The organism is Paracidovorax avenae ATCC 19860, assembly GCF_000176855.2.
GTDB classification, from domain to species: domain Bacteria; phylum Pseudomonadota; class Gammaproteobacteria; order Burkholderiales; family Burkholderiaceae_C; genus Paracidovorax; species Paracidovorax avenae.
Genome location: NC_015138.1, coordinates 2,708,423 through 2,731,446, shown reverse-complemented (window position 1 = coordinate 2,731,446; position 23,024 = coordinate 2,708,423). Strand labels below are relative to the sequence as shown.

General features: G+C 69.7%; 18 protein-coding genes. 10 read left to right on the top strand and 8 right to left on the bottom strand.

Annotated features, from left to right (window positions below; all coding sequences use genetic code 11):
* Window positions 1–32 precede the first annotated feature (32 nt).
* The 4 genes from ACAV_RS12000 to ACAV_RS11985 form a co-directional block, all read right to left on the bottom strand.
* The gene (locus ACAV_RS12000) at window positions 33–917 is read right to left on the bottom strand and encodes a transporter (RefSeq protein ID WP_013594841.1); all 885 of its coding nucleotides are present in this window, start codon (window positions 915–917) and stop codon (window positions 33–35) included.
* A 168-nt stretch (window positions 918–1,085) separates the two neighbouring features.
* Complete coding sequence (locus ACAV_RS11995; protein WP_013594840.1) at window positions 1,086–2,354, bottom strand: 3-deoxy-D-manno-octulosonic acid transferase; 1,269 nt, start codon at window positions 2,352–2,354, stop codon at window positions 1,086–1,088.
* A gap of 29 nt (window positions 2,355–2,383) precedes the next feature.
* Window positions 2,384–3,136, bottom strand: a complete 753-nt coding sequence (locus ACAV_RS11990) for a carbon-nitrogen hydrolase family protein (protein WP_013594839.1) — start codon at window positions 3,134–3,136, stop codon at window positions 2,384–2,386.
* 11 nt (window positions 3,137–3,147) lie between these two features.
* Window positions 3,148–4,536 carry a phosphomannomutase/phosphoglucomutase gene (locus ACAV_RS11985; protein ID WP_013594838.1) on the bottom strand — a complete coding sequence of 463 codons (1,389 nt, stop codon included), beginning with the start codon at window positions 4,534–4,536 and terminating at the stop codon, window positions 3,148–3,150.
* 273 nt (window positions 4,537–4,809) lie between these two features.
* On the opposite strand from ACAV_RS11985, the gene ACAV_RS11980 reads away from it, so the two are divergent.
* The 4 genes from ACAV_RS11980 (at window position 4,810) to ACAV_RS11965 (ending at window position 11,962) form a co-directional block, all read left to right on the top strand.
* The gene (locus ACAV_RS11980; protein WP_013594837.1) at window positions 4,810–6,414 is read left to right on the top strand and encodes a DNA-3-methyladenine glycosylase 2 family protein; all 1,605 of its coding nucleotides are present in this window, start codon (window positions 4,810–4,812) and stop codon (window positions 6,412–6,414) included.
* Between the two features lie 73 nt (window positions 6,415–6,487).
* Window positions 6,488–7,096 carry a methylated-DNA--[protein]-cysteine S-methyltransferase gene (locus ACAV_RS11975; protein ID WP_013594836.1) on the top strand — a complete coding sequence of 203 codons (609 nt, stop codon included), beginning with the start codon at window positions 6,488–6,490 and terminating at the stop codon, window positions 7,094–7,096.
* Window positions 7,093–7,998, top strand: a complete 906-nt coding sequence (locus ACAV_RS11970; protein WP_013594835.1) for a DMT family transporter — start codon at window positions 7,093–7,095, stop codon at window positions 7,996–7,998. Before ACAV_RS11975 ends, ACAV_RS11970 begins: the two co-directional genes overlap by 4 nt.
* Before the next feature lie 181 nt (window positions 7,999–8,179).
* The gene (locus ACAV_RS11965) at window positions 8,180–11,962 is read left to right on the top strand and encodes a sensor domain-containing protein (RefSeq protein WP_013594834.1); all 3,783 of its coding nucleotides are present in this window, start codon (window positions 8,180–8,182) and stop codon (window positions 11,960–11,962) included.
* 37 nt (window positions 11,963–11,999) lie between these two features.
* Here ACAV_RS11965 and ACAV_RS11960 read toward each other — a convergent pair whose 3' ends face one another.
* On the bottom strand, window positions 12,000–12,638 hold the full coding sequence (locus ACAV_RS11960; RefSeq protein WP_013594833.1) for a TetR/AcrR family transcriptional regulator: 639 nt from the start codon (window positions 12,636–12,638) through the stop codon (window positions 12,000–12,002).
* Window positions 12,639–12,779: 141 nt separating this feature from the next.
* Between ACAV_RS11960 and ACAV_RS11955 the strand changes: the two genes are divergently transcribed.
* Genes ACAV_RS11955 through ACAV_RS11945 form a run of 3 tightly spaced genes read left to right on the top strand, consistent with a single transcriptional unit; the run spans window position 12,780 to window position 17,015 of the window.
* Window positions 12,780–14,810 (top strand): NADPH-dependent 2,4-dienoyl-CoA reductase, encoded by a 2,031-nt coding sequence (locus ACAV_RS11955; protein WP_013594832.1) that lies wholly within the window; start codon window positions 12,780–12,782, stop codon window positions 14,808–14,810.
* A 51-nt stretch (window positions 14,811–14,861) separates the two neighbouring features.
* Window positions 14,862–15,302 carry a nuclear transport factor 2 family protein gene (locus ACAV_RS11950; protein WP_013594831.1) on the top strand — a complete coding sequence of 147 codons (441 nt, stop codon included), beginning with the start codon at window positions 14,862–14,864 and terminating at the stop codon, window positions 15,300–15,302.
* A 39-nt stretch (window positions 15,303–15,341) separates the two neighbouring features.
* Window positions 15,342–17,015 carry an AMP-binding protein gene (locus ACAV_RS11945; RefSeq protein WP_013594830.1) on the top strand — a complete coding sequence of 558 codons (1,674 nt, stop codon included), beginning with the start codon at window positions 15,342–15,344 and terminating at the stop codon, window positions 17,013–17,015.
* 37 nt (window positions 17,016–17,052) lie between these two features.
* Here ACAV_RS11945 and ACAV_RS11940 read toward each other — a convergent pair whose 3' ends face one another.
* The 3 genes from ACAV_RS11940 to ACAV_RS11930 all read right to left on the bottom strand — a co-directional run bounded on the left by ACAV_RS11940 (window position 17,053) and on the right by ACAV_RS11930 (window position 20,911).
* The gene (locus tag ACAV_RS11940) at window positions 17,053–19,020 is read right to left on the bottom strand and encodes a propionate--CoA ligase (RefSeq protein ID WP_225981742.1); all 1,968 of its coding nucleotides are present in this window, start codon (window positions 19,018–19,020) and stop codon (window positions 17,053–17,055) included.
* A gap of 66 nt (window positions 19,021–19,086) precedes the next feature.
* The gene (locus ACAV_RS11935) at window positions 19,087–19,701 is read right to left on the bottom strand and encodes an isochorismatase family protein (RefSeq protein WP_013594828.1); all 615 of its coding nucleotides are present in this window, start codon (window positions 19,699–19,701) and stop codon (window positions 19,087–19,089) included.
* Window positions 19,702–19,777: 76 nt separating this feature from the next.
* Window positions 19,778–20,911, bottom strand: coding sequence for a PQQ-dependent sugar dehydrogenase (locus tag ACAV_RS11930; protein WP_013594827.1), 1,134 nt, complete (start codon window positions 20,909–20,911; stop codon window positions 19,778–19,780).
* Between the two features lie 222 nt (window positions 20,912–21,133).
* On the opposite strand from ACAV_RS11930, the gene ACAV_RS11925 reads away from it, so the two are divergent.
* The 3 genes from ACAV_RS11925 to ACAV_RS11915 all read left to right on the top strand — a co-directional run bounded on the left by ACAV_RS11925 (window position 21,134) and on the right by ACAV_RS11915 (window position 22,990).
* Window positions 21,134–21,721, top strand: coding sequence for a C40 family peptidase (locus tag ACAV_RS11925; protein WP_013594826.1), 588 nt, complete (start codon window positions 21,134–21,136; stop codon window positions 21,719–21,721).
* 418 nt (window positions 21,722–22,139) lie between these two features.
* On the top strand, window positions 22,140–22,391 hold the full coding sequence (locus ACAV_RS11920) for a GlsB/YeaQ/YmgE family stress response membrane protein (protein ID WP_013594825.1): 252 nt from the start codon (window positions 22,140–22,142) through the stop codon (window positions 22,389–22,391).
* 101 nt (window positions 22,392–22,492) lie between these two features.
* Window positions 22,493–22,990 (top strand): hypothetical protein, encoded by a 498-nt coding sequence (locus ACAV_RS11915; RefSeq protein ID WP_013594824.1) that lies wholly within the window; start codon window positions 22,493–22,495, stop codon window positions 22,988–22,990.
* Window positions 22,991–23,024 lie beyond the last annotated feature (34 nt).

The following is a 23,024-nucleotide window of genomic DNA, read 5'->3' as shown; positions in this document are numbered from 1 at the left end:
ATGAGGTCCATCGCCCTTTCTCCCCATTCCTTTCAGAAAACGTGCAGCAGCCGCAGGTTGATGCGCGCGTTTTCCTTGAAGCCATTGCTCACCTTCAGATCGCGGCCCAGGGTCACCATCAGTTGCGTGGTGGGCCGGATGAAGTGGCTGGCCCCGATGCTCACCTTGCGCTGGCGGGCCTCGTCGCCGTTGGCCACGCCGTCCACCCGCGTGGCACCGCCCCAGGTCTGCGAGATGCCCACGAAAGCGTTGGTCCCCGGCGTGAACTGGTAGCGCAGGTAGGCCTGGCCCTGGTCGAGCCGGTCCTGCTTCAGCGTGCGGCCGGTCGGACCGAAGTCGTCGTTCCGGCCATGGAGCATCGAGTCGAAGGTCAGGTCGATGTGCCAGTTCGGGGTCAGCCCTTTCACGAAGCCGACCTGCAGGTCGAACTTCCAGCGGTTCTCGCCCAGGTTCAGCGCGCGGTCGCGATCGTAGCTGCCGGTGGGCAGATACAGGTAGGGTGAGATGCCCAGATAGGTGCTGGACTCCGGATCGTTCACGAGCCAGACCGGCGCCGCCAGAATCACGTCGCCCACGCCGCTGGTGCGCCCCAGCGTGGCGGTATCCCGCCCCGCATCCAGCCGGCCAAAGGGCAGCAGCACCTGAGGCGCCACGGTCAGTCCGCCCACGGTCATGTAGCGCACCAGCCGCAGGATGCCCACGTCCGAATTCAGCCGTGCATCGATCGGCACCTGCCGGCCCTGCGCGTAGAGCCGGTCCCGCTGGGCATGCTGGTAATAGAGAAGTCCCGCGGTCGTGCCCGCCGGTGCCGGCACGTAGTCGCCGGGATCGACGTCGATGGCCCACGCGGAAAGCGGCAGCAGCGCCACGGCCAGCGAGCCACCGGCCTGGCGCAGAAGTGAACGGGTTGCAGTCATGGAAGAACGGTTCCTATCGAGGAAGGTTGGCGGGCCCGCGGTGGGGCGGAAGGCGGTGGACGCACGGGGCGTCTGCCGCTTCAAGCCACGATAGAAACTCGGGCGCCGCCGGGCTGTGCTGGCATGGACGCACCGGTGTGTCCGGTGGGACAAGGCCCGCAAATGCCTTCAGCGCCCCTGCAGTTGCCGCACTACGGCCGTTGCCGTGGCCCGCGCGGCGCCCCGGTGCGCCTGGGTGAACGCCAGGGCGCGGTCCCGGGTGGCGGCGAGCGCGGCCGCGTCGTGCACCAGGGCCCTGGCGGCCGCGACGCCTTCGGCCATGTCCGCCACGCGCAGCGCGGCGCCCGCCTCGCAGGCGAGCCGCGCCGCCTCGGCGAAGTTGAAGGTGTGCGGACCGGTCACCACGGGGCAGCCGCAGGCCGCGGCCTCGATCAGGTTCTGCCCGCCCAGCGGCGCGAAGCTGCCACCCAGCAGAGCCGCGTGCGCCATGCCGTAGTAGAGCGCCATCTCGCCCAGCGAATCGCCCAGCCACACGTCGGCCGCGCCGGGCGCACCGGCCCAGCCGCTGCGGCTGGAGACCGTGAGGCCGGCCACCTCGATGCGCTGGCGCACCTCGGCCACGCGCTGCGGGTGGCGCGGCACGAGCAGCCACTGCACGCCGGCATGGGCCATGCTTCCCGTGGTGGACTGCAAGGCATGCAAAGCCTCCAGCCACAGCGCTTCCTCGCCCTCGCGGCTGCTGGCCAGCAGAACCACCGGGTGCGGGCTGGCGTCGCGCCATGCCCTGCCCTGCGCCAGCTGCGCCGCATCGGGCACCACGTCGAATTTCAGGTTGCCGAAGACGCCTTCCACCCGGGCACCGGCCGCGCGCAGGCGTTCGGCATCGGCCTCGGTCTGCGCCCAGGCCGCCGACAGTCCTGCGTAGGCGGGCCGCGCCAGCCAGGCCCAGCGCCGCGCGCCCGCCAGCGACTTCTCGTTGAGCCGCGCATTGGCCAGCACCAGTGGAATGCCGCGCTGCCGGCAGCCCGCCACCAGATTGGGCCAGATCTCGGTTTCCATCAGCACGCCGATCGCGGGCCGGAAATGCTCGAGGAAGCGGCCCACGGCTCCAGGGGTATCCCATGGCTGCCAGACCTGCACGTCACCGGGCCGCAGCAGCCTGGCCCCTTCGGCGCGGCCCGTGGCGGTGCCGTGGGTCAGCAGCAGGCGCATGCCGGGCAACTGGCTGCGCAGTTCGTTCAGCAGGATGGCAGCGGCGCGGGTTTCGCCCAGCGAGACGGCATGGATCCAGACCAGCGGTCCGTCAGGGGAGTCCCTCCCAGGTGCCGCAGCCTGTCCATACTGCCCGAAACGCTCCTCCACCGCATGGCCGTAGCCCGGCTCGGCCACCGCGCGGCGGCGCAGCTTGCGCAGCAACAGGGGCCGGGCGCCCCACATGAGCGCGGAGTAAACAGAGCGAGAGACGCTCACGGCGCCACGCGGCACGTGGAAGCGGTCCAGCCCGCCATGGTGCGTTCCGCGATGACGAGCCAGTCCCCCGTGCCGGGAGCTTCGGCCATGCGCTCACCTCCGGGTGCCCAGAATGCGCTGCGGCCCACGCAGTCATAGCCTCCGGTCGGCGTGCCGTGGTTGGCCAGCAGCACCGCCATCCTGCAGCGCTTCGCGTGGCCCTGCGCGCATGCCGTGTCGTGCGCATGGCCGCCGCTGGAGATCACCATCCCAGCGGCATACAGCGCCGCTCCCGAGCGCGCAGCCGTATCGGCATGCGATGCATGGGAGACGTCGGCGCATACCGCCATGGCCACCGGCAGGCCCTCGAAGTCTTGTACATGCGCCTCCTCCGTTCCCGGCTCGGCGTAGAGTTCTTCTCCCGGGTGCAGATGGCGTTTGCGGTACACGCTGACGCCGCCGTCCGGCCGGAAGGTGATGGCACCGATTCCGGGCTTGCCGCCGGGCTGCGAGGAGACAACCGGCGCACCGGCCACCAGTGCCATGCCATGGCGACGCGCGGCACTGCGCAGCGGCGCGAGCGCTTCGTCCAGCGGCTGGACAGCCGACTGGGCCAGGCCCGCGAGGTCGTAGCCCGACAGCGAGAGCTCGGGAAAGACCAGCAGCCGCACGCCCGCCGCCGCCGCGGCCTCGGCGAAGCGCAAGTGGTTGCCGACGTTCGCTGCCGGCCCGCCGGGCAGCGAACTGGCCTGGGCCGCCGCGACGCGCATGGCCACGGTCCTCAATGCGCGGCCGCGCCCGGAGCGGCGCCGGGCTTCACGCGCTGCAGCAGCTCCAGCATGGCGCCTTCGATGCGGTGCAGCGCCTCGGGCGTATGCCCTTCGAAACGCAGCACCAGTACCGGCGTGGTGTTGCTCGCGCGGATCAGGCCGAAGCCGTCCGGCCAGTCCACGCGCAGGCCGTCGATGGTGCTGATGCGCGCCGGCTCCGGGAATGCGCTCTGCGCCAGCGCCTGCAGTTCGGCTGTCAGGCGGTGGGGTTCTCCTTCCTCGCAGGCCACGTTCAGCTCGGGCGTGGAATGGCTGGTGGGCAGGTCGTTGAGCACTGCGCTCGGGTCGTCATGGCGGCTCAGGATCTCGAGCAGGCGGCAGCCGGCGTAGGTGCCGTCATCGAAGCCGAACCAGCGTTCCTTGAAGAAGATGTGGCCGCTCATCTCGCCGCCCAGGGGCGAATCGAGCTCCTTCATGCGCGCCTTGATGAGCGAATGACCCGTCTTGTACATCACGGCCTGCCCGCCCACGGCCTCGATGGCCGGCGCCAGGCGCTGGGTGCACTTCACGTCGAACAGGATGGGAGCACCCGGCACGCGCGAGAGCACGTCGCGCGCGAACAGCATCATCTGGCGGTCGGGGAAGATGTTCTGCCCATCCTTGGTGACGATGCCCAGCCGGTCGCCGTCGCCGTCGAAGGCCAGGCCCAGCTCGGCGTCGCTCTCCTGCAGCGCGCGGATCAGGTCGCGCAGGTTCTCGGGCTTGCTGGGATCGGGATGGTGGTTGGGGAAGTTGCCGTCTACCTGTGAGAACAGCTCGATCACTTCGCAGCCCAGCGCACGGAAGATGCCCGGTGCCGAGGCGCCCGCGATGCCGTTGCCGCTGTCCACCACGATCTTGATGGGGCGCTCGAGCTTCACGTCGGACGTGATGCGCTGCACGTAAGCGGCCAGCACGTCGGCCTGCCGCACCGAGCCGCCGGGCTGCAGGTCCCAGCTTTCCTCTTCCATCGTGCGGCGCAGGCCCTGGATTTCCTCACCGTAGATGGCGCGGCCGGCCAGCACCATCTTGAAGCCGTTGTAGTCCTTGGGATTGTGGCTGCCCGTCACCTGGATGCCGCTCTGGCACAGGGTGTGGGCCGCGAAGTACAGCATCGGCGTGGTCACGGCGCCGACGTCGATCACTTCGATGCCGGCATCCACCAGCCCTTCGATCAGCGCGCGGGACAGCGCAGGGCCGGACAGCCGCCCGTCGCGTCCCACCGCCACGGTGGCCTGGCCTTCGCGGCGGGCCGCCGTGCCGAATGCACGGCCCAGGGCGCGCGCGACATCTTCGGTCAGGGTGGTCGGCACGACGCCGCGGATATCGTAGGCCTTGAAAATGGCGGAATGAAGCTGCACGGGATGGTTCCTTTGCTGGCAGGCCCGCACTGCGGCCACGGCGCCCGGATGGGGCCGGCGCGGCAGTGCATGGGCCGGTGGAGCGGATGCGGCGCGCTCCCGGGTAACGGAGGCGCGCCATCTGCGGATTCGCGGGGATTGTAGGCGTCGCGCACATGCCCGGCAGGCGGGCCACGCGTAGGCGGAGGCCGCTTCTTGGCGCCCGCCACCCAGGCCCCCCCGGGGCAGCAGGCACAGGTCCGGAAACGGCCAGCGCCCCGCCGGCCGGCGCCTATGATGGCCTGCATGCAATCGCCCGACGCCCCTGCCGCCCCGCCCAGCGCCGATGCGCTGGACGACGGACGCTACCTGGCCCTTGCGGCACGCGATGCGCGGTTCGACGGGCGGTTCTTCACCGGCGTCACGTCCACGGGCATTTACTGCCGGCCCGTCTGTGCGGTCCGCACGCCGCGCCGCGAGAACTGCCGCTTTTTTGCACTGGCCGCCCAGGCGGAAAATGCCGGTTTCCGGCCCTGCCTGCGCTGCCGGCCGGAACTGGCTCCGCGCGTGCCGGCCTGGTCCGTGCAGGACGCACGCAACATCCTGGTGCGCGAGGCCCTGCGGTTCCTGGATGCGGAAGGTGCCTGGGACGCCCCTGCGGCAGGAAGCGGCAGCGCTCCCATCCAGCGCCTGGCAGCCCGCCTGGGCGTGAGCGACCGGCACCTGCGCCGCGTGTTCGAGGCAGCCCTGGGCATCTCGCCGCTCCAGTACCTGCAGACGCGCCGGCTGCTGACGGCCAAGCAATTGCTCACCGATACCGACCTGCCCGTCACCCAGGTCGCGCTGGCCAGCGGCTTCGGGAGCGTCCGGCGCTTCAATGCCGCTTTTTCCGAACACTACCGCCTCCAGCCCACCGCGCTGCGCCGCGCGGGCAGCCCTGCCGCTGCGGGCCCGGGCACCGGCGCGGTGCGCCTGGCCTACCGGCCGCCGCTGGACATCGCGGCCCTGCTGGGCTTTTTCGCGCAGCGACGCATCCAGGGCATGGAAGCCGTGGATGCGGCCGCGGGCCTCGAACTGCGCCGCACGGCCAGGCTGGCGGACGCGGAAGGACGCGAGTGCACCGGCTGGCTGGCGGCGCGCTTCGACGGCGGCACGGCAGCCGCTCGGGGCGGTGCGCCGAAGCCGCATGTGGTCCTGACCGTCTCCAGCAGCCTCCTGCCAGCCCTGCCGGGTGTCATCGCCCGGGTGCGCGGCATGCTGGACCTGGACGCGGACCCCGAGGCGATCAATGCCGTGCTGCACGGCGATTTCCCGCACGGCGACGGCTTGCGCGTCCCGGGCGCGTGGGATGGCTTCGAGCTGGCCGTGCGCGCGGTGCTCGGCCAGCAGGTCACGGTCGCCGCGGCACGCACGTTGGCGCAGCGCGTGGTGGAGCGCTGGGGCGAGCCCATCGCCACCCCCTGGCCGGATCTCTGCCGGCTGTTCCCAGCACCTTCGGTGCTGGCCGGCTGCGACGGCGACGCGCTGGGCCGGCTCGGCATCGTGCGACAGCGCCAGGCGGCCATCCTGGCGCTGTCCCGCGCGGTGGCGGAAGGCCGTCTCGCACTGCACGCCGCGGCCGATGTGGAAGCCACCGTCGCTGCCCTGCGTACCCTGCCCGGCATCGGCGACTGGACGGCGCAGTACATTGCCATGCGCGCGCTGCGGTGGCCCGACGCCTTTCCCGCAGGCGACGTCGCGCTGCACAAGGCACTGGCGGTGCAGTCCGCCCCCCGGCCGGCCCGGGCGGCGGAGGAAGCATCCCGGGCATGGCGGCCGTGGCGCAGCTACGCCGTCGTGCGTGCCTGGGCCGGCACGGGCAGCCCGGAGCCGGCCGGAACCCGGCCGCCGCCGCCTTGACCGCACGGTCCCTGACCGCACGCCACGCTCCCGGCTCCTCCGATCCCTCCCTTTCCACCGACAGACTCCCGCCATGCCGCTCCCTACTGCTTCTCCCGCTGCCCTCGTCCAGATGCGCATCCCCAGCCCGCTCGGCGACATCCGCCTCGCTGCCTCGGCCGCGGGCCTGGCCGGGATCTGGTTCGACGGCCAGCGCCACCAGCCCACCGGCCGCCTCGACGGCCCCGGAGCCTGGCCCCAAGACCCTTCGCACCCGGTCCTGGCCGCCACGGCCTTGCAATTGCGCGAATACCTGGAAGGCCGGCGCAGCCGGTTCGACATTCCGCTCGATCTCACGGCCGGTACCGCCTTCCAGCGCGATGTCTGGCAGGCTCTCGTGGAGATACCGCACGGCGCCGTCACCAGTTATGCGGCCCTGGCCCGCGCCCTGGGCCGTCCGCTCGCAGTGCGGGCCGTGGGCGCGGCGGTCGGGCGCAATCCGGTCAGCGTGATCGTGCCGTGCCACCGCGTGCTCGGGTCGGACGGCACCCTCACCGGGTACGCCGGCGGCCTGCCGCGCAAAACCGCCCTGCTGCGGCTGGAAGGAGCGCTTCCGGACCACCTGCGCACCCTGCCCCTCTGGCCGGAGGGCGACGCCACCGCCTGCGGCACCGCCGGCCCGCGCACCGGGGTGGCTGCGTGAACGCGGCGGCCGGCGTGCTGCCCGCCCGCCACTGGCTCGGCGAATTCCTGCTGCTTTCCGCCCTCTGGGGCGCCTCCTTCCTCTTCATGCGCCTGGGCGCGTCCGAATTCGGCCCGCTGCCCACGGCGGGGCTGCGCGTGTCGCTGGCCACCCTGTTCCTCTGGCCCATCCTGCTGCGCCAGGGCCAGTGGCCCGCGCTGCGCCGCCACTGGAAGCCGATCCTGCTGGGCGGCGTCATCAACTCCGCCATCCCGTTCGCACTCTATGCCTGGGCCGTGCTGCACATCACCACGGGGCTGTCGTCCATTCTGAATGCCACCGTGCCGCTGTTCGGCGCGCTCGTGGCCTGGGCATGGCTCGGCGACCGCATCGGCCGGCTGCGATGGGCCGGACTGGCGATCGGCTTCGCTGGCGTGGCACTGCTGGCCTGGCGCGCGCCCGCCGCGATCGGTTTCAAATCGGACCATGCCATCTGGGCGGTCGGCGCCTGCCTCCTTGCCACCACCTGCTATGCCGTGGGCGCCAGCTATGCCCGGCAGCACCTGGTGGGGCTGCCGCCACTGGCCACCGCCACGGGCAGCCAGTTGGGCGCCACCCTCGCGCTCGCCCTGCCCGCGCTGTGGTCCTGGCCGGCGCGCGCCCCGGGCCCCGGGGCCTGGGCCGCGGTCATCGCCATCGCCGTGCTGTGCACGGGCATCGCCTACATCCTGTACTTCCGCCTGATCGCGCATGCCGGGCCGAGCCGGGCGCTCGCCGTGACTTTCCTGGCCCCCGTGTTCGCGGTGGCCTACGGCGCCCTGTTCCTGGGCGAATCGATCACGCCATGGATGCTCGGCTGCGGCGCGGTCATCGTGTGCGGCACCATGCTCTCCACCGGGCTGGTACGCCCGCGCGGACGCTGATCCGCAAGCCGCGGCGCTTCGCGCTGCGGCAGCCCGATAATTTGTGGAATCGTGGCAGCAATTGCCGCCAGGATCGCTCCGCGAGCGCCTAAACTCGGCCATATGCCCGACATTGCCCGCCAAGCCCGAGCACTCCCGGCCGTCCGGTCCGGAGCGCCAGGCATTGCACGGGGGGCGCTCCATGGCGGGTGAAGCGGGCCTCTCCTTCTGGCTCCACCTGGCACTGGTGGGCTTGCTGGCCGCCGTGCCTCCGCGCCTCCTGGCCGGTGCGTCCTCCCGGCGCATCCTCCCCGTGCTCGCAGGCCTGGCCGCAGGCGCGGCCTCATGGGGTTCCCTGGCCACCGCCGCCTGGATGGACGCCGTCCCCACGGCCGTCGCGGCGCTCTGCTTCGGCCTGCAGGCCGGCGCGGTGAGTGCCCTGGTGGCGGCCCTGGGCAGCGCCGTGCTGCTGCCCGCGGCCACGCCGCAGGCGGCCGGCCTGCTCGCAGTGGCTTGCGCGCTGGGCCTCGCATGGCGCCTGGCACAGCGCCGCCTCCCGCCCCGGATGTCCTGGCTGGACCTCGCCGGCCTGGGGCTCATGCTGGCACTCGTCGCACGCGCATGGGGCGGCCACGCGCCCTGGGCCGGGTTTGCTGGGGTGCTGCTCCTGGGAGGGGGCGCGAAACTGGTGCTCGGCCGTGCGCAGGCGGCCAATACGCTCGGGCGCCAGCAGTCCGACCTGAACGCGATGCTGGACGCCAGCGGCGGGGGGCGCTGGGAATGGTTCGTCCAGGAGCGGCGCCTCGTCTGCCACGGCCCTGTCTATGAAGCACTCGGCATCGAGCCCGGCGGCGAAGGCTGCCACGTGGACCGATGGACCACCCTGCGCCATCCGGATGACACCGAACGGCTCGCCGCGCAGCTGCAGCACATGGTGGCCGGGCTCGAATCCACCTTCAGCGTGGAATACCGCATGCGGGACACCGAGGGCCGCTGGCGCTGGATCATCTCCCGCGGGCAGGTGTGCGAGCGCGACGCCCAGGGCAAGGTGCTCCGCATGGCCGGCATCCACCTGGACGCGACGGCCCTGCGACAGGTGCAGGACGACGTCAGGCTCTCCGAAGAGCAGCACTCCGTCGTTTATCAAATACTGCCGGATCCGGCCTGCATCACCCGCCTGGAAGACGGCCGCTGCATCGACGTCAACCCGGCCTTCTCCGCGCTGTTCGGCATCCCCCGCGCCGCCGCCGTCGGCCGCACGTCGCTCGAACTCGGGCTCTGGCCGTCGCAGCAGGCGCGGGAGGACATGCTGGCCACCCTGCGCCGCGAAGGCCGCGTGCAGAGGATGCCCATCCAGGTGCAGGTCGCGGGCATGCGGGTCGTGCCGGGCCTGTTTTCGGCCAGCCGTGCCAGCATCGGCGGCGAAGAATGCATCGTTTCGGTCTTCCAGGACCTGTCCGCCACGCAGCGCGCGCACGACCAGCTGGCTGCCGCCCACGGCCTGCTGGTGCAGGCCGGCCGCATGGCGGGCCTGGGCGTCTGGGAGCACCGGCACGGCCAGGGGCTGGTGTACTGGTCGGACGTGTGCTTCGACATCCACGGCCTGCCCCGCGGCGGCCTGCTGCCCGGGCCCGTCGAATACCTGCGCGACTTCGTCGCCGCGCCGTTCAGGAACACCCTGGCGGACCTGTTCCGGCGCGGCCACCAGAACGCCGTGGGATGGTCCTGCGAGGCGCAGATCCTGAGGGCGGACGACGGCCGTGCGGTCTGGGTACGCGTCCATGCCGAACCGGTGCTCGAAGCCGGCGCCGTCACCGGCGTGCGGGGCGTCATGCAGGACATCGACGAGTGGAAGCGCGCGGCCGAGCGGCTGAGCCAGTCCGAAGACCGCTTCATGCGCATCTTCGAGCTGATGCCGTACCCCGTGCTCATGTCGCGCCGCGCGGATGGCGCCTACCTGATGGTCAACGAGGCCTGGGAGCGGTTGACCGGCATTCCGCGCGACCAGGCGCTGGGCCGCACGGCCGTGGAGCTCGGCCTGTTCTCCGCGGAAGGCCGCCGGCAGCTGCTCGACACCATGAGCGGCCGTACCGTCCACAACGCGCTCGAAATCACGATCCATCCGCGCACCGGCGGCGACCGCACCCTGCTGCAGTCCCTACATGCCGCCGAGCTCGACGGAACCCCCGTCTGGCTGGTCTCCGCGCACGACATCACCGAACGCAAGCGCAACGAAGACCTCATCCGCGACCGCGAGGCGCTGCTGTCGCTCACCCTGTCGGCGGCCTCACTCGGCCTGTGGGACTGGAACATTTCCACGGGCACGGTCACGGGCGATGCGCGCTGGCGCGAACTGCACGGCATGGCAGCCACCGCCGAGCCTCCGGGGGGCACAGGGGTGCACTGGACCAGCGGCATGGCGCCCGCCGACATCGAGAACGTCACCGATGCCCTGGAGCGGCACGTCGCCCACCCCGACTCCCACTTCGATGCGACCTGGCAGGTGGCGCCCAGCCCGTCCGCGCCCCCGGGCGCTCCCGCGGGCCGCTGGGTGCGCAACCTCGGCAAGATCGTGGGCTACGACGAACGGGGCCGCCCCGGGCGCATGCTCGGCGTCTCCATCGACGTGACCAGCCAGCGCGTGCAGGAGGACATGCTCCAGCAACTGGCCCATTTCGATGCGCTCACCGGCCTGCCCAACCGGGTGCAGCTCGCACGCCGCCTGGAGCAGGCCATGGCGCAGGCACGCGCCGGCGGATGGCAACTGGGCGTGGCCTACCTGGACCTCGATGGATTCAAGCCCGTGAACGACCGGCTGGGCCACAGCGCGGGCGACCGGCTCCTGGTGATCGTGGCCGGCCGGCTCACCCGGGCCCTGCGGCCCGTGGACTGTGTGGCACGGCTCGGCGGGGACGAATTCGTGCTGCTGATGCCCGAGCTGCAATCGCGCGCCGATGCCGAACAGCTGCTGCGCCGCCTCATGGAGAATCTCGCCGCCCCCTACACGCTGGGCACGGAGCGTGTCACCGTCACGGCCAGCGTGGGCTACACGCTCTATCCGGAAGACGCCTCCGATGCCGACACGCTGCTGCGCCATGCAGACCATGCGATGTATGGCGCCAAGCAGGGCGGGCGCAACCGGGTGCAACCCTTCGACGCCGCGCAGGAACGCGCCCGGCAGACGCTGCGCGAGCAGGCCGAGCGCATGCGCGAAGCCCTGGCCCGGGGACAGTTCATGCTCTACCTGCAGCCCAAGGTGGACATGCGCTCCGGCACCGTCGTCGGCGCGGAAGCGCTGGCCCGGTGGAAGCACCCCGGCCAGGGCATCCTGGCGCCGGGTGCCTTCCTCCATCTGATCGAAGGCGCGGAACTCGAAGCCGCCTTCGGTGAATGGGTGGTCGATTCGGCGCTGGACCTGATCGAGCAACTGCGTGCCGGCGGCCTGGAACTGCCGGTGAGCGTGAACATCTCGGCGCGCCACCTGCAGCAGCCAGGGTTCGCGCAGTGGCTGGCAGGCCGCATGGCCCAGCGGCCCGGCATACCGCACCGCCTGCTCGACCTGGAAATCACCGAAAGCGCGGCACTCTACGACATGGACCACGTGGCGCCGCAGTTGACGCAGTTGCGTGAACTCGGCATCACCGTGTCCCTCGACGACTTCGGGACGGGCTATTCGTCGCTGTCCTACCTGCGCCGGCTGCCCATGGACACGCTCAAGCTCGACCGCAGCTTCGTGCACGGCATGATGAGCGACCGGGGCGACTACGCCATCGTGCAGGGCGTCATCGGGCTCGCGCGCTCCTTCGGCTATTCCATCGTGGCCGAGGGCGTGGAAACGGAGGCCCAGGGCCTGACCCTGATGCGCCTGGGCTGCACCCTGGCCCAGGGATACTGCATCTCCCGGCCCATGCCTCCCGAGGAATTTCCCGGCTGGGTGGTGCAGTGGCGCGCCCCGGAAACCTGGCGCCCGCCCGTGGTCGTCTGACGCCGGCCTGTAGCCGCCTGCAAGCCGCGGAGCGCAGTCAGCCCGCTTCGGAGCCGCCTTGCGCTCCCATCTGGAAGAGATGCCCCAGGCCCTGCAGCGTGCCGTCGAGGAAACGCTCCTCCGTCATGCCTGCCGGGATATGCAGCACGCCATGGATCACGAGCGACGTGAGCCCGTGCGTATAGGACCAGGCTGCGCGGGCAGCCCTGCGTACCTCGGGGGTCTGCACATCCCTTCCGAGCACCTCGGCGATCGTGCTCCTCAGCTCGCCGAAGGCCAGTTCCCGTGCGGAGCGCAGTTCGGGAATCATCTCGCCGGTGGCGAACTCCGCGCCGAACATGAGCTGGTACAGGGCCGGATTGCTGCGCGCGAAGCGGAAGTAGATCAGGCTGGCGTCGCGCAGCTTGCGCACGCCGGAGACCTCCTTCTCGCGCCCGGCGATGGCCTCGGCCAGTTCGCGAAAGCCTGCGCCCGCCAGATGCCCGATGAGCTCCGCCCGGTGGGCATAGTGGTGGTAGGCCGCGGCCGAACTGACGCCGACCCGCTCGGCCACGGCCCGCAACGAGAGCTTCGTGGGCCCCACTTCCTCCAGCATCTCCCGCGCGGCCCCCAGCAGGCGCGGGGCGAGGTTGCCCACGTGGTAGGTGTCTCGAGAGCGCGGGGCGGAAGTCTTCATGGGTGGCGGAACTTAGCACAGGCAAGTATCTTTACAGCAATAAGATTAAGGCCTACCATGGGCTTGCGTGCCGATGCGCCACCGTTTGGCGCATTTTTATTGCCCAAATCTTATCGGTGATAACTTTCAAATCAGACAGCCATGGACCCACGATCCCCCTACCCTCACCTGCATGCTCCGCTCGACCTGGGCTTCACCGTCCTGCGCAACCGCGTGCTCATGGGCTCCATGCACGTGGGGCTGGAAGAAGCGCCCGATGGCTTCGATCGCATGGCGGCCTTCTATGCCGAGCGCGCACGCGGCGAGGTCGGCCTGATCGTCACCGGCGGCATTGCCCCCAACGAACGTGCCCGGCCCATGCAGGGTGGCGCCATGCTGGTGGATGAAGGGGAAGCGGAGCACCACCGCACCGTCACGCAGGCCGTGCATGCCGAAGGCGGCAAGATCGCCATGCAGATTCTGCATTTCGGGCGCTACGCCTACCACCCGCAACTCGTGGCGCCCAGCGCGCTGCAGGCCCCCATCAACCCCTTCATGCCGCACGCGCTCACGGCGGACGAGGTCGAGCAGACCATCGACGACTTCGTGCGGTGCGCCGCGCTGGCGCAATACGCCGGCTACGACGGCGTCGAGATCATGGGTTCCGAGGGCTATCTCATCAACGAGTTCATCGCCGCACGCACCAACCACCGCGACGACGAATGGGGCGGCAGCTACGCCCGCCGCATGCGCTTTCCGGTCGAGATCGTGCGCCGCACCCGCGAGCGGGTGGGCCGGAACTTCATCATCATCTACCGGCTTTCCATGCTGGACCTGGTCGAGGGCGGGTCCACGCAGGAAGAAGTCATCGAACTGGCGAAAGCCGTCGAGGCAGCAGGCGCGACGATCCTCAACACCGGCATCGGCTGGCACGAAGCCCGCATTCCCACCATCGCCACCAAGGTGCCGCGCGCGGCCTACGCCTGGGTCACGCAGCGCGTCATGGGCCACGTGGGCATCCCGCTCGTCACCTCGAACCGCATCAACACGCCCGAAGTGGCCGAGCGGCTGCTGGCCGGGGGTTACGCGGACATGGTCTCCATGGCCCGCCCGCTGCTGGCCGATGCCGATTTCGTGCGCAAGGCCCGCCAGGGTCGTGCCGACGAGATCAACACCTGCATCGCCTGCAACCAGGCCTGCCTGGACCACACCTTCGGCGGCAAGATCACCTCCTGCCTGGTCAACCCCCGCGCCTGCCACGAAACGGAACTGGTGATCGAACCCGCCTCGGCACGCAAGCGCATCGCCGTGGTCGGAGCGGGCCCGGCCGGCCTCGCCTGCTCGGTCACGGCCGCGCAGCGCGGCCATGACGTCACCCTGTTCGATGCAGGCACGGAGATCGGCGGCCAGCTCAATATCGCGAAGAAGGTGCCCGGCAAGGAAGAGTTTTATGAAACGCTGCGCTACTTCCGGCGCCAGCTCGAACTGCACCGCGTGACCGTGAAGCTGGGCCAGCGCATTGGCGCGGACGAACTGGCCGGCGCCGGCTTCGACGAGGTGGTCCTCGCCACGGGCATCGCACCGCGCATTCCCGCGATCGATGGCGTGGAACACCCCAAGGTCCTGAATTACCTGGACGTGCTCCGCGACGGCAAGCCCGTGGGACAGCGCGTGGCGGTCATCGGCGCGGGCGGCATCGGCTTCGACGTGGGCGAATTCCTCACGCATGCCGGAGAGAGCGGCGCGGTCGCCCCCGCCAGGTTCTACGAGGAATGGGGCATCGACACCACCTACGCGCAGCCGGGTGGCCTGGGCCGACCCCAGGTCGAGCCGCCCGCACGCCGGGTGCACCTGCTGCAGCGCAAGACCACCAAGGTCGGCGACCAGCTCGGCAAGACCACCGGCTGGATCCACCGGACCTCCCTCAAGGCCCGCCGCGTCGCCATGACGTCCGGGGCATCCTACGACCGCATCGACGACGCCGGCCTGCACGTGACCGTGGATGGCCAGCCGCAGGTGCTCGAGGTGGACAACGTCGTGGTCTGCGCCGGCCAGGAGCCGCTGCGAGAACTCCACGACGCCCTGCGCGACGCCGGCTGCTCCGTGCACCTGATCGGCGGCGCCGACGTGGCCGCCGAGCTGGACGCCAAGCGCGCCATTCTCCAGGGCACCACCCTCGCCGCGCGCATCTGATCCACAGGGCCCCTTCCATCCCGTCGTTCCATCCACAGAGGAGACATTTCCATGACACAGGCCCCACCCCACACCCATCCCGCCGTCGCCCCATCGCTCGACTTCTGGCACGCAATGATCGCCAGGAAGGATCTCGCCGACCTGCACACCATCGTCCATCCCGATGCGGTATTCCGCTCGCCGATGGCGCACACGGCCTATGCGCCGGCCCCGGCGCTCATCCTGGCGCTGACCACCGTGATCCAGGTGTTCGAGAACTTCACCTACCACCGCCAGCTGGTCAGCGGCGACGGCCTGAATGTGGTACTGGAGTTCAGCGCGAGCGTCGCCGGCAAGGACCTCAAGGGCATCGATCTCATCCGCTTCGATGAAGAGGGCCGGATCGTGGAATTCGAGGTCATGGTGCGTCCGATGAGCGGCCTTCAGGCCCTGGGCGCGGAAATGGGCAAGCGCCTTGCCGACACCATGCCCGCATTCAAGACCCGGGCCTGACGTCGGGAGCCCAAGAAAAAGAATGGAGACACAGGAGACATGACCGCCCTGCACCGAGGACTCTGGGAAGCCTCCTTTCCCCCCAGCCTGCGCGGCTACGACGTGGACCTCGCGTCCCTGCCCGCGAATGCCGCCACGCTGGCCACCGAAGCCGCAGGCCGTTACCAGGGAAACCCTGCATTCGGCCTCGTGCTCCCGACGGGTGCCAGCACCTTCCACAGTTTCGAAGACGTGGATGCGCTGTCCGACGCCTTCGCGGCTTTCCTGGTCCACGACATGGAGCTCGAAGCCGGCGAGGTCATCGCCGTGCAGTTGCCCACCTGCCTGCACTATCCCATCGCGGTCTTCGGCGCGTGGAAGGCCGGGCTGATCGTGACGAACGTCAACCCCCTGTACACCGAGCGGGAGCTGAGGCTGCAGTTGCAGGACTCCGGCGCCAGGCTGCTCCTGGCCTCCGAACTGTTCCTGCAGGTGGCACAGCCCGTCGCCGCGGAACTGGGACTCCGGCTCATGACCGCCAGCCCGTGGGATTTCTTTGCGGAGCCCGTCGCCTCGGCCATCCGCGATGCGCTCCCGGCATCCGGCCGCCCGGTATCGGACGCGGCGCCCATCCGCATGGCGCACGCCCTGCGGGCAGGACAGGCGCGAAGCAGGCCCACCTGGCGAAACCACCCGGTCGCGCTGTACCAATACACGGGCGGCACCACGGGCCGCAGCAAGGGTGCGGTGATCACCCACCGGAACATCCTCGCGACGCTCCAGATGACGCGGGATTTCCTGCAGGCCTATGACGGCCCCCGCCGCGGCGAGACCATCCTGACCGTGCTGCCCCTATACCACATCTTCGCCTTCATGGTGAACTTCCTGGTGTTCTTCACCTTCGGCGCGAGAAACCTGCTCGTGCCCAATCCCAGGCCGGTCGCCAACCTGCGCCGCGCCTTCGAGGATTTCGAGGTGGACTGGATGTCCGGCGTGGACACGCTCTACGCCGGGCTGCTCGGGGAACCCTGGTTTCAGGAGCGCCCCCCGAAGCTCCGCTTCGCCTTCTCGGGCGGAACGGCATTGCGCCCCTCCACCGCCCAGGCGTGGACGGCCCTGGTCTGCCCCATCCTGGAAGGCTATGGCATGACGGAAACCACCTGCATCGTGTCGTGCAATCCACCCACCGGGGCACCCCGCACGGGCTCCGTGGGCCTGCCCATGCCCGGCTGCCAGGTGCGGATCGTCGATGCAGACGGCAACGACCTGGGCGTCGGCGAACGCGGCGAGCTGCTCGTGCAAGGGCCCCAGGTGGCCGCCGGTTACCTGAATTCGCCGCAGGACAGCGCGAGCACCATTGCCGATGGCTGGCTCCGCACGGGTGACATCGCGCAAATGGATGCCGATGGGCATGTGCGCATCGTGGACCGCAAGAAGGACATGATTCTCGTGTCGGGCTTCAACGTCTATCCGAATGAAGTGGAAGACGTGCTGGCGGCGCATCCCAGCATACTCGAGGCGGCGGTGGTCGGTGTGCCGGATGCCGCCACCGGGGAGGCCGTACGGGCCTACGTGGTGCCCCGCGGCACCGGGCTGGACACGGAGGCCATCGAGCGCTATTGCCGCACGCAGCTCACGGCCTACAAGGTGCCCCGGCAGATCGTCTTCAGCACGCAGTTGCCGAAGTCACCCGTGGGCAAGATCCTGCGCGCGCAGCTGCGCACCGCCGGGTGAGCCGGGGGCGGTGCATGCACCGCCCCGCCCCACTGCACTACGCTGCTCCAGCCAGCAGGTCCCGCACCTGCTGCAGCGCCGAGGGATCTTCCATGGTGGTGAGGTCCCCCGGGTCGCGCTGCTCGGCCACGGCCTGCAGGGCGCGGCGCAGCAGCTTGCCGCTGCGCGTCTTGGGCAGCAGCGTCACGAAATGCACGCGCGAAGGCCGGGCCACTGCGCCAAGGCGCTGGTCCACGATCTGCATCACATCCCCTTCCAGCCGCTGGCGGTCTGATGCGTCGGCCACGGCCGCCGGATCGCGCGCCACCGCGAAGGCCATCGCCACCTGGCCCTTGAGCGCATCGGCCACGCCCACCACGGCCACCTCCGCCACCTGCGGATGGGCGGCGATCGCCTCCTCGATCTCCCGGGTCCCCAGCCGGTGCCCGGCCACGTTGATCACGTCGTCGGTGCGTCCCAGGATGAAGTAGTAGCCGTCCCGGTCCCGGATGCCCCAGTCGAACGTGCTGTACACCAGGCGCCCGGGAATGCTCTTCCAGTACGTCTGGACGAAGCGCTCGTCGTCGCGCCACACGGTCTGCATGCAGCCCGGAGGCAGCGGCCCCTCGATGGCGAGCACGCCCTTGCGCTCCGGCTCCGTGAGTTCCTCGGCCGTGGCCTGGTCGATCAGCTTCACGTCGTAGCCGTACATGGCCTTGCCCGGGCTGCCCGCGCGGGACGGCTGCGGCTCCACCCCGTTGGCCAGCGTGAGGATCGGCCAGCCGGTCTCCGTCTGCCAGTAGTTGTCCACGATGGGAACGCCCAGGGCCTCGCCGATCCACTGCGCCGTGGGGGCGTCCAGCGGCTCGCCCGCCAGCCACAGCGCCTTCAGGCTCGACAGGTTGTAGCGCCGCAGCCATTCCGGATCCTGCTTCTTCAGCACGCGCACGGCCGTGGGCGCCGAGAACATGTGCGTCACGCGGTGCCGCTCGACGATGCGCCACCAGACGCCCGCGTCCGGACGGATCGGCAGGCCCTCGTACATCACCGTCGCCATGCCGGCGATGAGCGGGCCATAGACGATGTAGCTGTGCCCCACCACCCAGCCGATGTCGCTGGTGGCGAAGAACACGCCCGGGGCCTGGGCGCCACCGGAACCCTGCGCCCCGGTATCGAAGATGTGCCGCATGCTGGCCGCCAGCGCCACCGCGTACCCGCCCGTATCCCGCTGCACACCCTTCGGCCGGCCGGTGGTGCCGCTGGTGTAGAGCGTGTAGCTCGGATGGGTCGCGTCCAGCCACTCGCAGTCCACCCGCGCGTCCAGATGCCGCGTCCGCAGATCCTCCCAGCGGTGGTCCCGTCCAGGCAGTAGTTCCATCGGGGCCAGCCCCCGGTCCACGAGCAGCACCGCGCCCGGCTGATGCCGCGACAGCCGCAGCGCCTCGTCCAGCAACGGCTTGTACGGCACCACCTTGCCCCCGCGCGAGCCCGCGTCCGCGCTGACGATGGCCACCGGCTCGGCATCGTCGATCCGCGAAGCCAGCGCGCCCGACGCGAAACCGCCGAACACCACCGAGTGCAGCGCCCCGATGCGGGCGCAGGCCAGCATGGCGAACGCGGCCTCGGCCACCATCGGCATGTAGATCAGCACCCGGTCCCCCGCCTGCACCCCGAGCGACCGCAGGGTGGCCGCCATGCGCTGCACCTCCGCATGCAACTCGGCAAAGCTGTAGATGCGCTCGGAATCCGTTTCGGACGAGATCGCGATCAGCGCCGCCTCGCTGCCGCGCTGTGCGAGATGCCTGTCCACCGCGTTGTGGCAGAGGTTGGTGGTGCCGCCCTCGAACCACCGCGCGAACGGCGGCCGGTCGTAGTTGCAGATGCGCCGGGGCGGCACCTGCCAGTCGATCAGGCGGGCCTGCTCGGCCCAGAAAGCGTCGCGCTCCTGCAGGGAGCTGCGGTGGAAATCGGCATAGCGGCCCATGGGTGTCTCCTGCTTGTCGTTATGGCCCGCGCATGTTCGCACGCAGGCGTGGCAGACCACATCATTCACCCCCCGCTTGCGGCAGGCTGACAGCCGCGCCGCCACCCGCTATTTCACCAATGCAAGCACTTCCTTGAATGCCGGGTGTTCGCAGCCCCGCAGCCATTCGAACGCCACCATTTCTGTGGTGACCAGCTCCGCCCCCGCCCCCGCCAGCCGGTCGAACGCGGCATCACGGTTGCGCTCGGTGCGCGAGCCGCACGCGTCGGTCACCACCCAGACCTCGAACTCGTCCTCGAGCAGGTCCAGCGCCGTCTGCAGCAGGCACACATGCGCCTCGCAGCCGGCGATCACGATGCTGCCGCGCGCATCGGCCGCGGCCTGCGGCTGGGCGGGCTTTTGCAGGTGGCGCGGCAGGCTGCGGGCGTTGCCGCCCTGCTGCGGCCTGGCCGGCGGACGCAGCCATTCGCCCAGGCCTTCTTCCGCAGCGCTGAACTGCATCTTGGCCAGCGTCCTGCGGCAGAGCGCCCGCAGCGCGGCTTCGTTCGGGCCCAGCCGGGAAGGATTCTGCTCGGTGCCCCACACGGGCACGTCGAGCGCACCGGCCACCTGCGCCAGCAGCCGCGCATTGGCCAGCACGGACGGGCCGTCGGAGATGGCGGGCATCAGGCGTTCCTGGTAGTCCACCAGCACGAGTTGGGATTCGAGGGCATCAAGCAGCATTGTTTGAAAAGGCAAGCCATGAACAAGGAAAGGTGCATTGTCGCAACATGGCCGGCCTGTCCGGCAAGGCGCGCCCTCAGGAACCGGGCGGACGCAGCCGCATCAGCCGGCCCTGCGGACTGTCCGTCAGCACATAGAGCCAGCCATCGGGTCCCTGGCGCACATCGCGGATCCGCTGGCCCAGGCCCGAGAGCAGGAACTCGTCCCGCACCACCCTTCCGTCCTTCAGTTCCAGGCGGTGCAGCCGCGCGAACTTCAACGAACCGACGAACAGGCTGCCCTTCCATGCAGACCCATAGCGATCGCTCGTCAGGAACGCCATGCCCGATGGGGCGATCGACGGTACCCAGTAATGCAGCGGCGGCTCCTTGCCGGCCTTCTGAGTCAGCCCTTCGCCGATCTTTCCGCCGCCATAGTTCTCGCCGAAGGTGACCACGGGCCATCCATAGTTGCGGCCGGCCTGCGGCACATTGATTTCGTCACCGCCCTGCGGACCGTGCTCGTGCATCCACAACCTGCCATCCGGCCCGATCACCGCACCCTGGGAATTGCGGTGCCCCCAGCTCCAGATCTCGGGCAGCCCTCCCGAGCGCCCGACGAAGGGATTGCCGGGTGCGGGCGAGCCGTCAGGCATCACATGCACGACCTTGCCCAGGTGGTTGTCCAGCTTCTGCGCATCCTCCTTGCGTTCGAAGCGCTCACCCAGCGTGAGGAAGATCGACCCGTCTCCCGCCTGGGCGATGCGGCATCCGAAATGCAGGCGACTCGCCACCTTGGGCTGCTGGCGAAAGATGATGCGCACATCCTGCAGCGCTTTTTCGCCCGGCGGCAGCATCGCGCTGGCCAACGCCGTGCTGTTCACATCGCCATTGCGCCCGTCCGGCTCGGAGAAGCAGAAGAAGATGCGGCGGTTGCGCTCGAACTGCGCATCCGTCGCGATGTCGAGCAGCCCGCCCTGACCGCCCGCGGCAACGGGAGGCAGCCCTTGCAATGGATCCCCCTTCCTCCCGTCGACCTCCACCACCCGCAGCCGCCCGATCCGTTCCGTCACGAGGAAACGGCCATCAGGGAGAAATGCCAGCCCCCAGGGGTTGGATAACCCATCCGTAATGTCATCAACTGTGACAGACACCGGAGATTCCACTGGACGGACCGGCGGAAGGCCTGTTTCCGCTGCCACCGCACTCCCTGGGCCTGCCGCCATGACCATGCAAAAGGCGGACAATTTCAGCGAAATCCTCGCAATTGCACCGATGTCGCGTGTTTTCAAAGCGCTTCCTTGTGTCGGACAGAGGGCCATCCCGCCTCCGGGGTGTTACCGGATAACGTGCCGCAGGGACACGCCCGGCGATAGCCCCAGGCCATGAAAAAAGACCTGCAGCTACATTTTTTGCAATTAAAACAAGGCCAACGCGTGATACCCTCGCGCCCCATGTCACGTTGGATTTGCCTTTTGTTACTGGTTTGCGCCACCGCCCATGCCGCTCCCCACAACAACGCAGCCACTCCGGCGCCTGATGACCTGGATCGATTCCTCATCGACAGGCACCAGGTGCTCAATCAGCTGCGTGAAGTGCGGGCCAGCGTTCAGGACCGTACCGGCGAACTGATCTCCACTGCGATGGGCTTTCTCGGTGTCCCGTACCGCCGTGGAGGCAACACGGCCGACAGCGGGTTCGATTGCAGCGGCTTCATCCGTGCGATCTACGGCCAGACCATCGGTCTTGCCCTTCCCCGCCGGGCCAATGAACAGGCCGCAGCCACCGAGACCATCGACAAGAAGGATCTCCAGCCCGGAGACCTCGTCTTCTTCAATACCATGCGCCGTGCCTACAGCCATGTGGGCCTCTATCTGGGCGACGGCAAGTTCATCCACTCGCCCCGCAGCGGTGCGGAAGTCCGGGTGGAAGACATGAGCGCTTCATACTGGCAACGCCGCTTCAACGGTGCCCGCCGCGTGCTCAGCGAAGACCAGGCGGTCGCCACCCCGTCCGCGTCGGCACAGAACCCGCTGAACTGATCGCCTTTCACGCCCGGCCCTGCCGGGTGGTCTGGTTCTGCTGGGCAGCAGTCCATCCGGTCATCTCCTCGCCCTGTCCAGGGCAGCGGTTTTCCAAGATCCGCGGTTCGATTTCCGCGCTCGAACCCGACTGCGGCGCGCTCCGTTTCTCTGTCCTTGCACCCTTCGCTGGCTTGCACAGGTTCAAACAATAGACGTGCCGCCCACCCCCTGCCACCGGAAGCCCTCCCGTCCGGATGTGGGAAGGCTCCGACACCGGTTCTACATTGGAAAGACACGGAGAGCCCTCAGCGGCCGCTATGCGCCTTGTCCGACATGGCGGTACTGCCGGGCCGGGTAGATTGAAGCACGGGCATGCGGCGACGCGTGCCGTTCCCCCCTCCCGTTTCCCTTATTCCATCGAAAGCGATCGCACGCCATGTTTTCCCTGATCGGTACCCTGCTCGTCGGCCTCGTCGTCGGTCTGCTCGCCCGTGCCCTGAAGCCCGGGGATGACAAGCTCGGCTGGATCATGACCTCGCTGCTCGGGGTGGCAGGCTCCTTCCTGGCAACTTATGTAGGCGTCGCCATGGGCTGGTACCAGCAGGGCGAGGCAGCGGGATGGATTGCCTCCATCGTCGGCGCCATCGTGCTGCTGGTCCTCTACGGCATGATCCGCAGCAAGTCCTGACCAAGCCGCTGCACCACAAGGCGATGGCCGGTCCGTTTTCCTCCCCTTCCCGCGACTCCAAGGAGGCCGCCGGCTCCGTACCATCACCGGATGCCGGCGCCATGGCCAGCGGCCACCCGGCGCTGGAATCGGCGGTGCGGCGCAGCCGGAAGCTTCTCCATCGCCGCGCCCTCATGGCGGCCGCTGCCGGCGTCGTTCCCGTGCCCGGGCTCGACTGGGCGGTGGATGCGGCCCTGCTCACCCGCCTCATCCCGGAAATCAACGCCGAGTTCGGCCTGACGCCCGAACAGATCGACCGGCTCACGCCGCACAAGCGCGAGCAGGTGCAGAAGGCCGTGGGCATGGTGGGCTCTGCACTGATCGGCCGCATCGTCACGCGGGAACTGGTGATGCGCGCCCTGCGCCTCATCGGTGTGCGCCTCACTGCCCAGCAGGCAGCCAAGTTCGTCCCCCTGGCAGGCCAGGCCGTATCCGCAGCCCTGGGCTACGCCACGCTGCGCTACCTGGGCGAACTCCACCTGCGCGACTGCGTGCAGGTGGCCAAGGCGGCAGGGCTGCTGCTGCCCGCCCCTGGCGAGGGTGCTCCCCCGGCGCACTGAGGCCGCCACCCCGGGTGCGCCAGACGCCCGGGCC

What these genes read in the sequence shown, in the direction of transcription:
- ACAV_RS11975 (WP_013594836.1), top strand. Translation starts at nt 6,488, where the DNA reads ATGCCGCTCCCTACTGCTTCTCCCGCTGCCCTCGTCCAGATGCGCATC.
- ACAV_RS11965 (WP_013594834.1), top strand. Translation starts at nt 8,180, where the DNA reads ATGGCGGGTGAAGCGGGCCTCTCCTTCTGGCTCCACCTGGCACTGGTG.
- ACAV_RS11990 (WP_013594839.1), bottom strand. Translation starts at nt 3,136, where the DNA reads ATGCGCGTCGCGGCGGCCCAGGCCAGTTCGCTGCCCGGCGGGCCGGCA.
- ACAV_RS11920 (WP_013594825.1), top strand. Translation starts at nt 22,140, where the DNA reads ATGTTTTCCCTGATCGGTACCCTGCTCGTCGGCCTCGTCGTCGGTCTG.
- ACAV_RS11960 (WP_013594833.1), bottom strand. Translation starts at nt 12,638, where the DNA reads ATGAAGACTTCCGCCCCGCGCTCTCGAGACACCTACCACGTGGGCAAC.
- ACAV_RS11930 (WP_013594827.1), bottom strand. Translation starts at nt 20,911, where the DNA reads ATGGTCATGGCGGCAGGCCCAGGGAGTGCGGTGGCAGCGGAAACAGGC.
- ACAV_RS11980 (WP_013594837.1), top strand. Translation starts at nt 4,810, where the DNA reads ATGATGGCCTGCATGCAATCGCCCGACGCCCCTGCCGCCCCGCCCAGC.
- ACAV_RS11945 (WP_013594830.1), top strand. Translation starts at nt 15,342, where the DNA reads ATGACCGCCCTGCACCGAGGACTCTGGGAAGCCTCCTTTCCCCCCAGC.
- ACAV_RS11925 (WP_013594826.1), top strand. Translation starts at nt 21,134, where the DNA reads ATGTCACGTTGGATTTGCCTTTTGTTACTGGTTTGCGCCACCGCCCAT.
- ACAV_RS11950 (WP_013594831.1), top strand. Translation starts at nt 14,862, where the DNA reads ATGACACAGGCCCCACCCCACACCCATCCCGCCGTCGCCCCATCGCTC.
- ACAV_RS12000 (WP_013594841.1), bottom strand. Translation starts at nt 917, where the DNA reads ATGACTGCAACCCGTTCACTTCTGCGCCAGGCCGGTGGCTCGCTGGCC.
- ACAV_RS11935 (WP_013594828.1), bottom strand. Translation starts at nt 19,701, where the DNA reads ATGCTGCTTGATGCCCTCGAATCCCAACTCGTGCTGGTGGACTACCAG.
- ACAV_RS11915 (WP_013594824.1), top strand. Translation starts at nt 22,493, where the DNA reads ATGGCCAGCGGCCACCCGGCGCTGGAATCGGCGGTGCGGCGCAGCCGG.
- ACAV_RS11955 (WP_013594832.1), top strand. Translation starts at nt 12,780, where the DNA reads ATGGACCCACGATCCCCCTACCCTCACCTGCATGCTCCGCTCGACCTG.
- ACAV_RS11995 (WP_013594840.1), bottom strand. Translation starts at nt 2,354, where the DNA reads ATGTGGGGCGCCCGGCCCCTGTTGCTGCGCAAGCTGCGCCGCCGCGCG.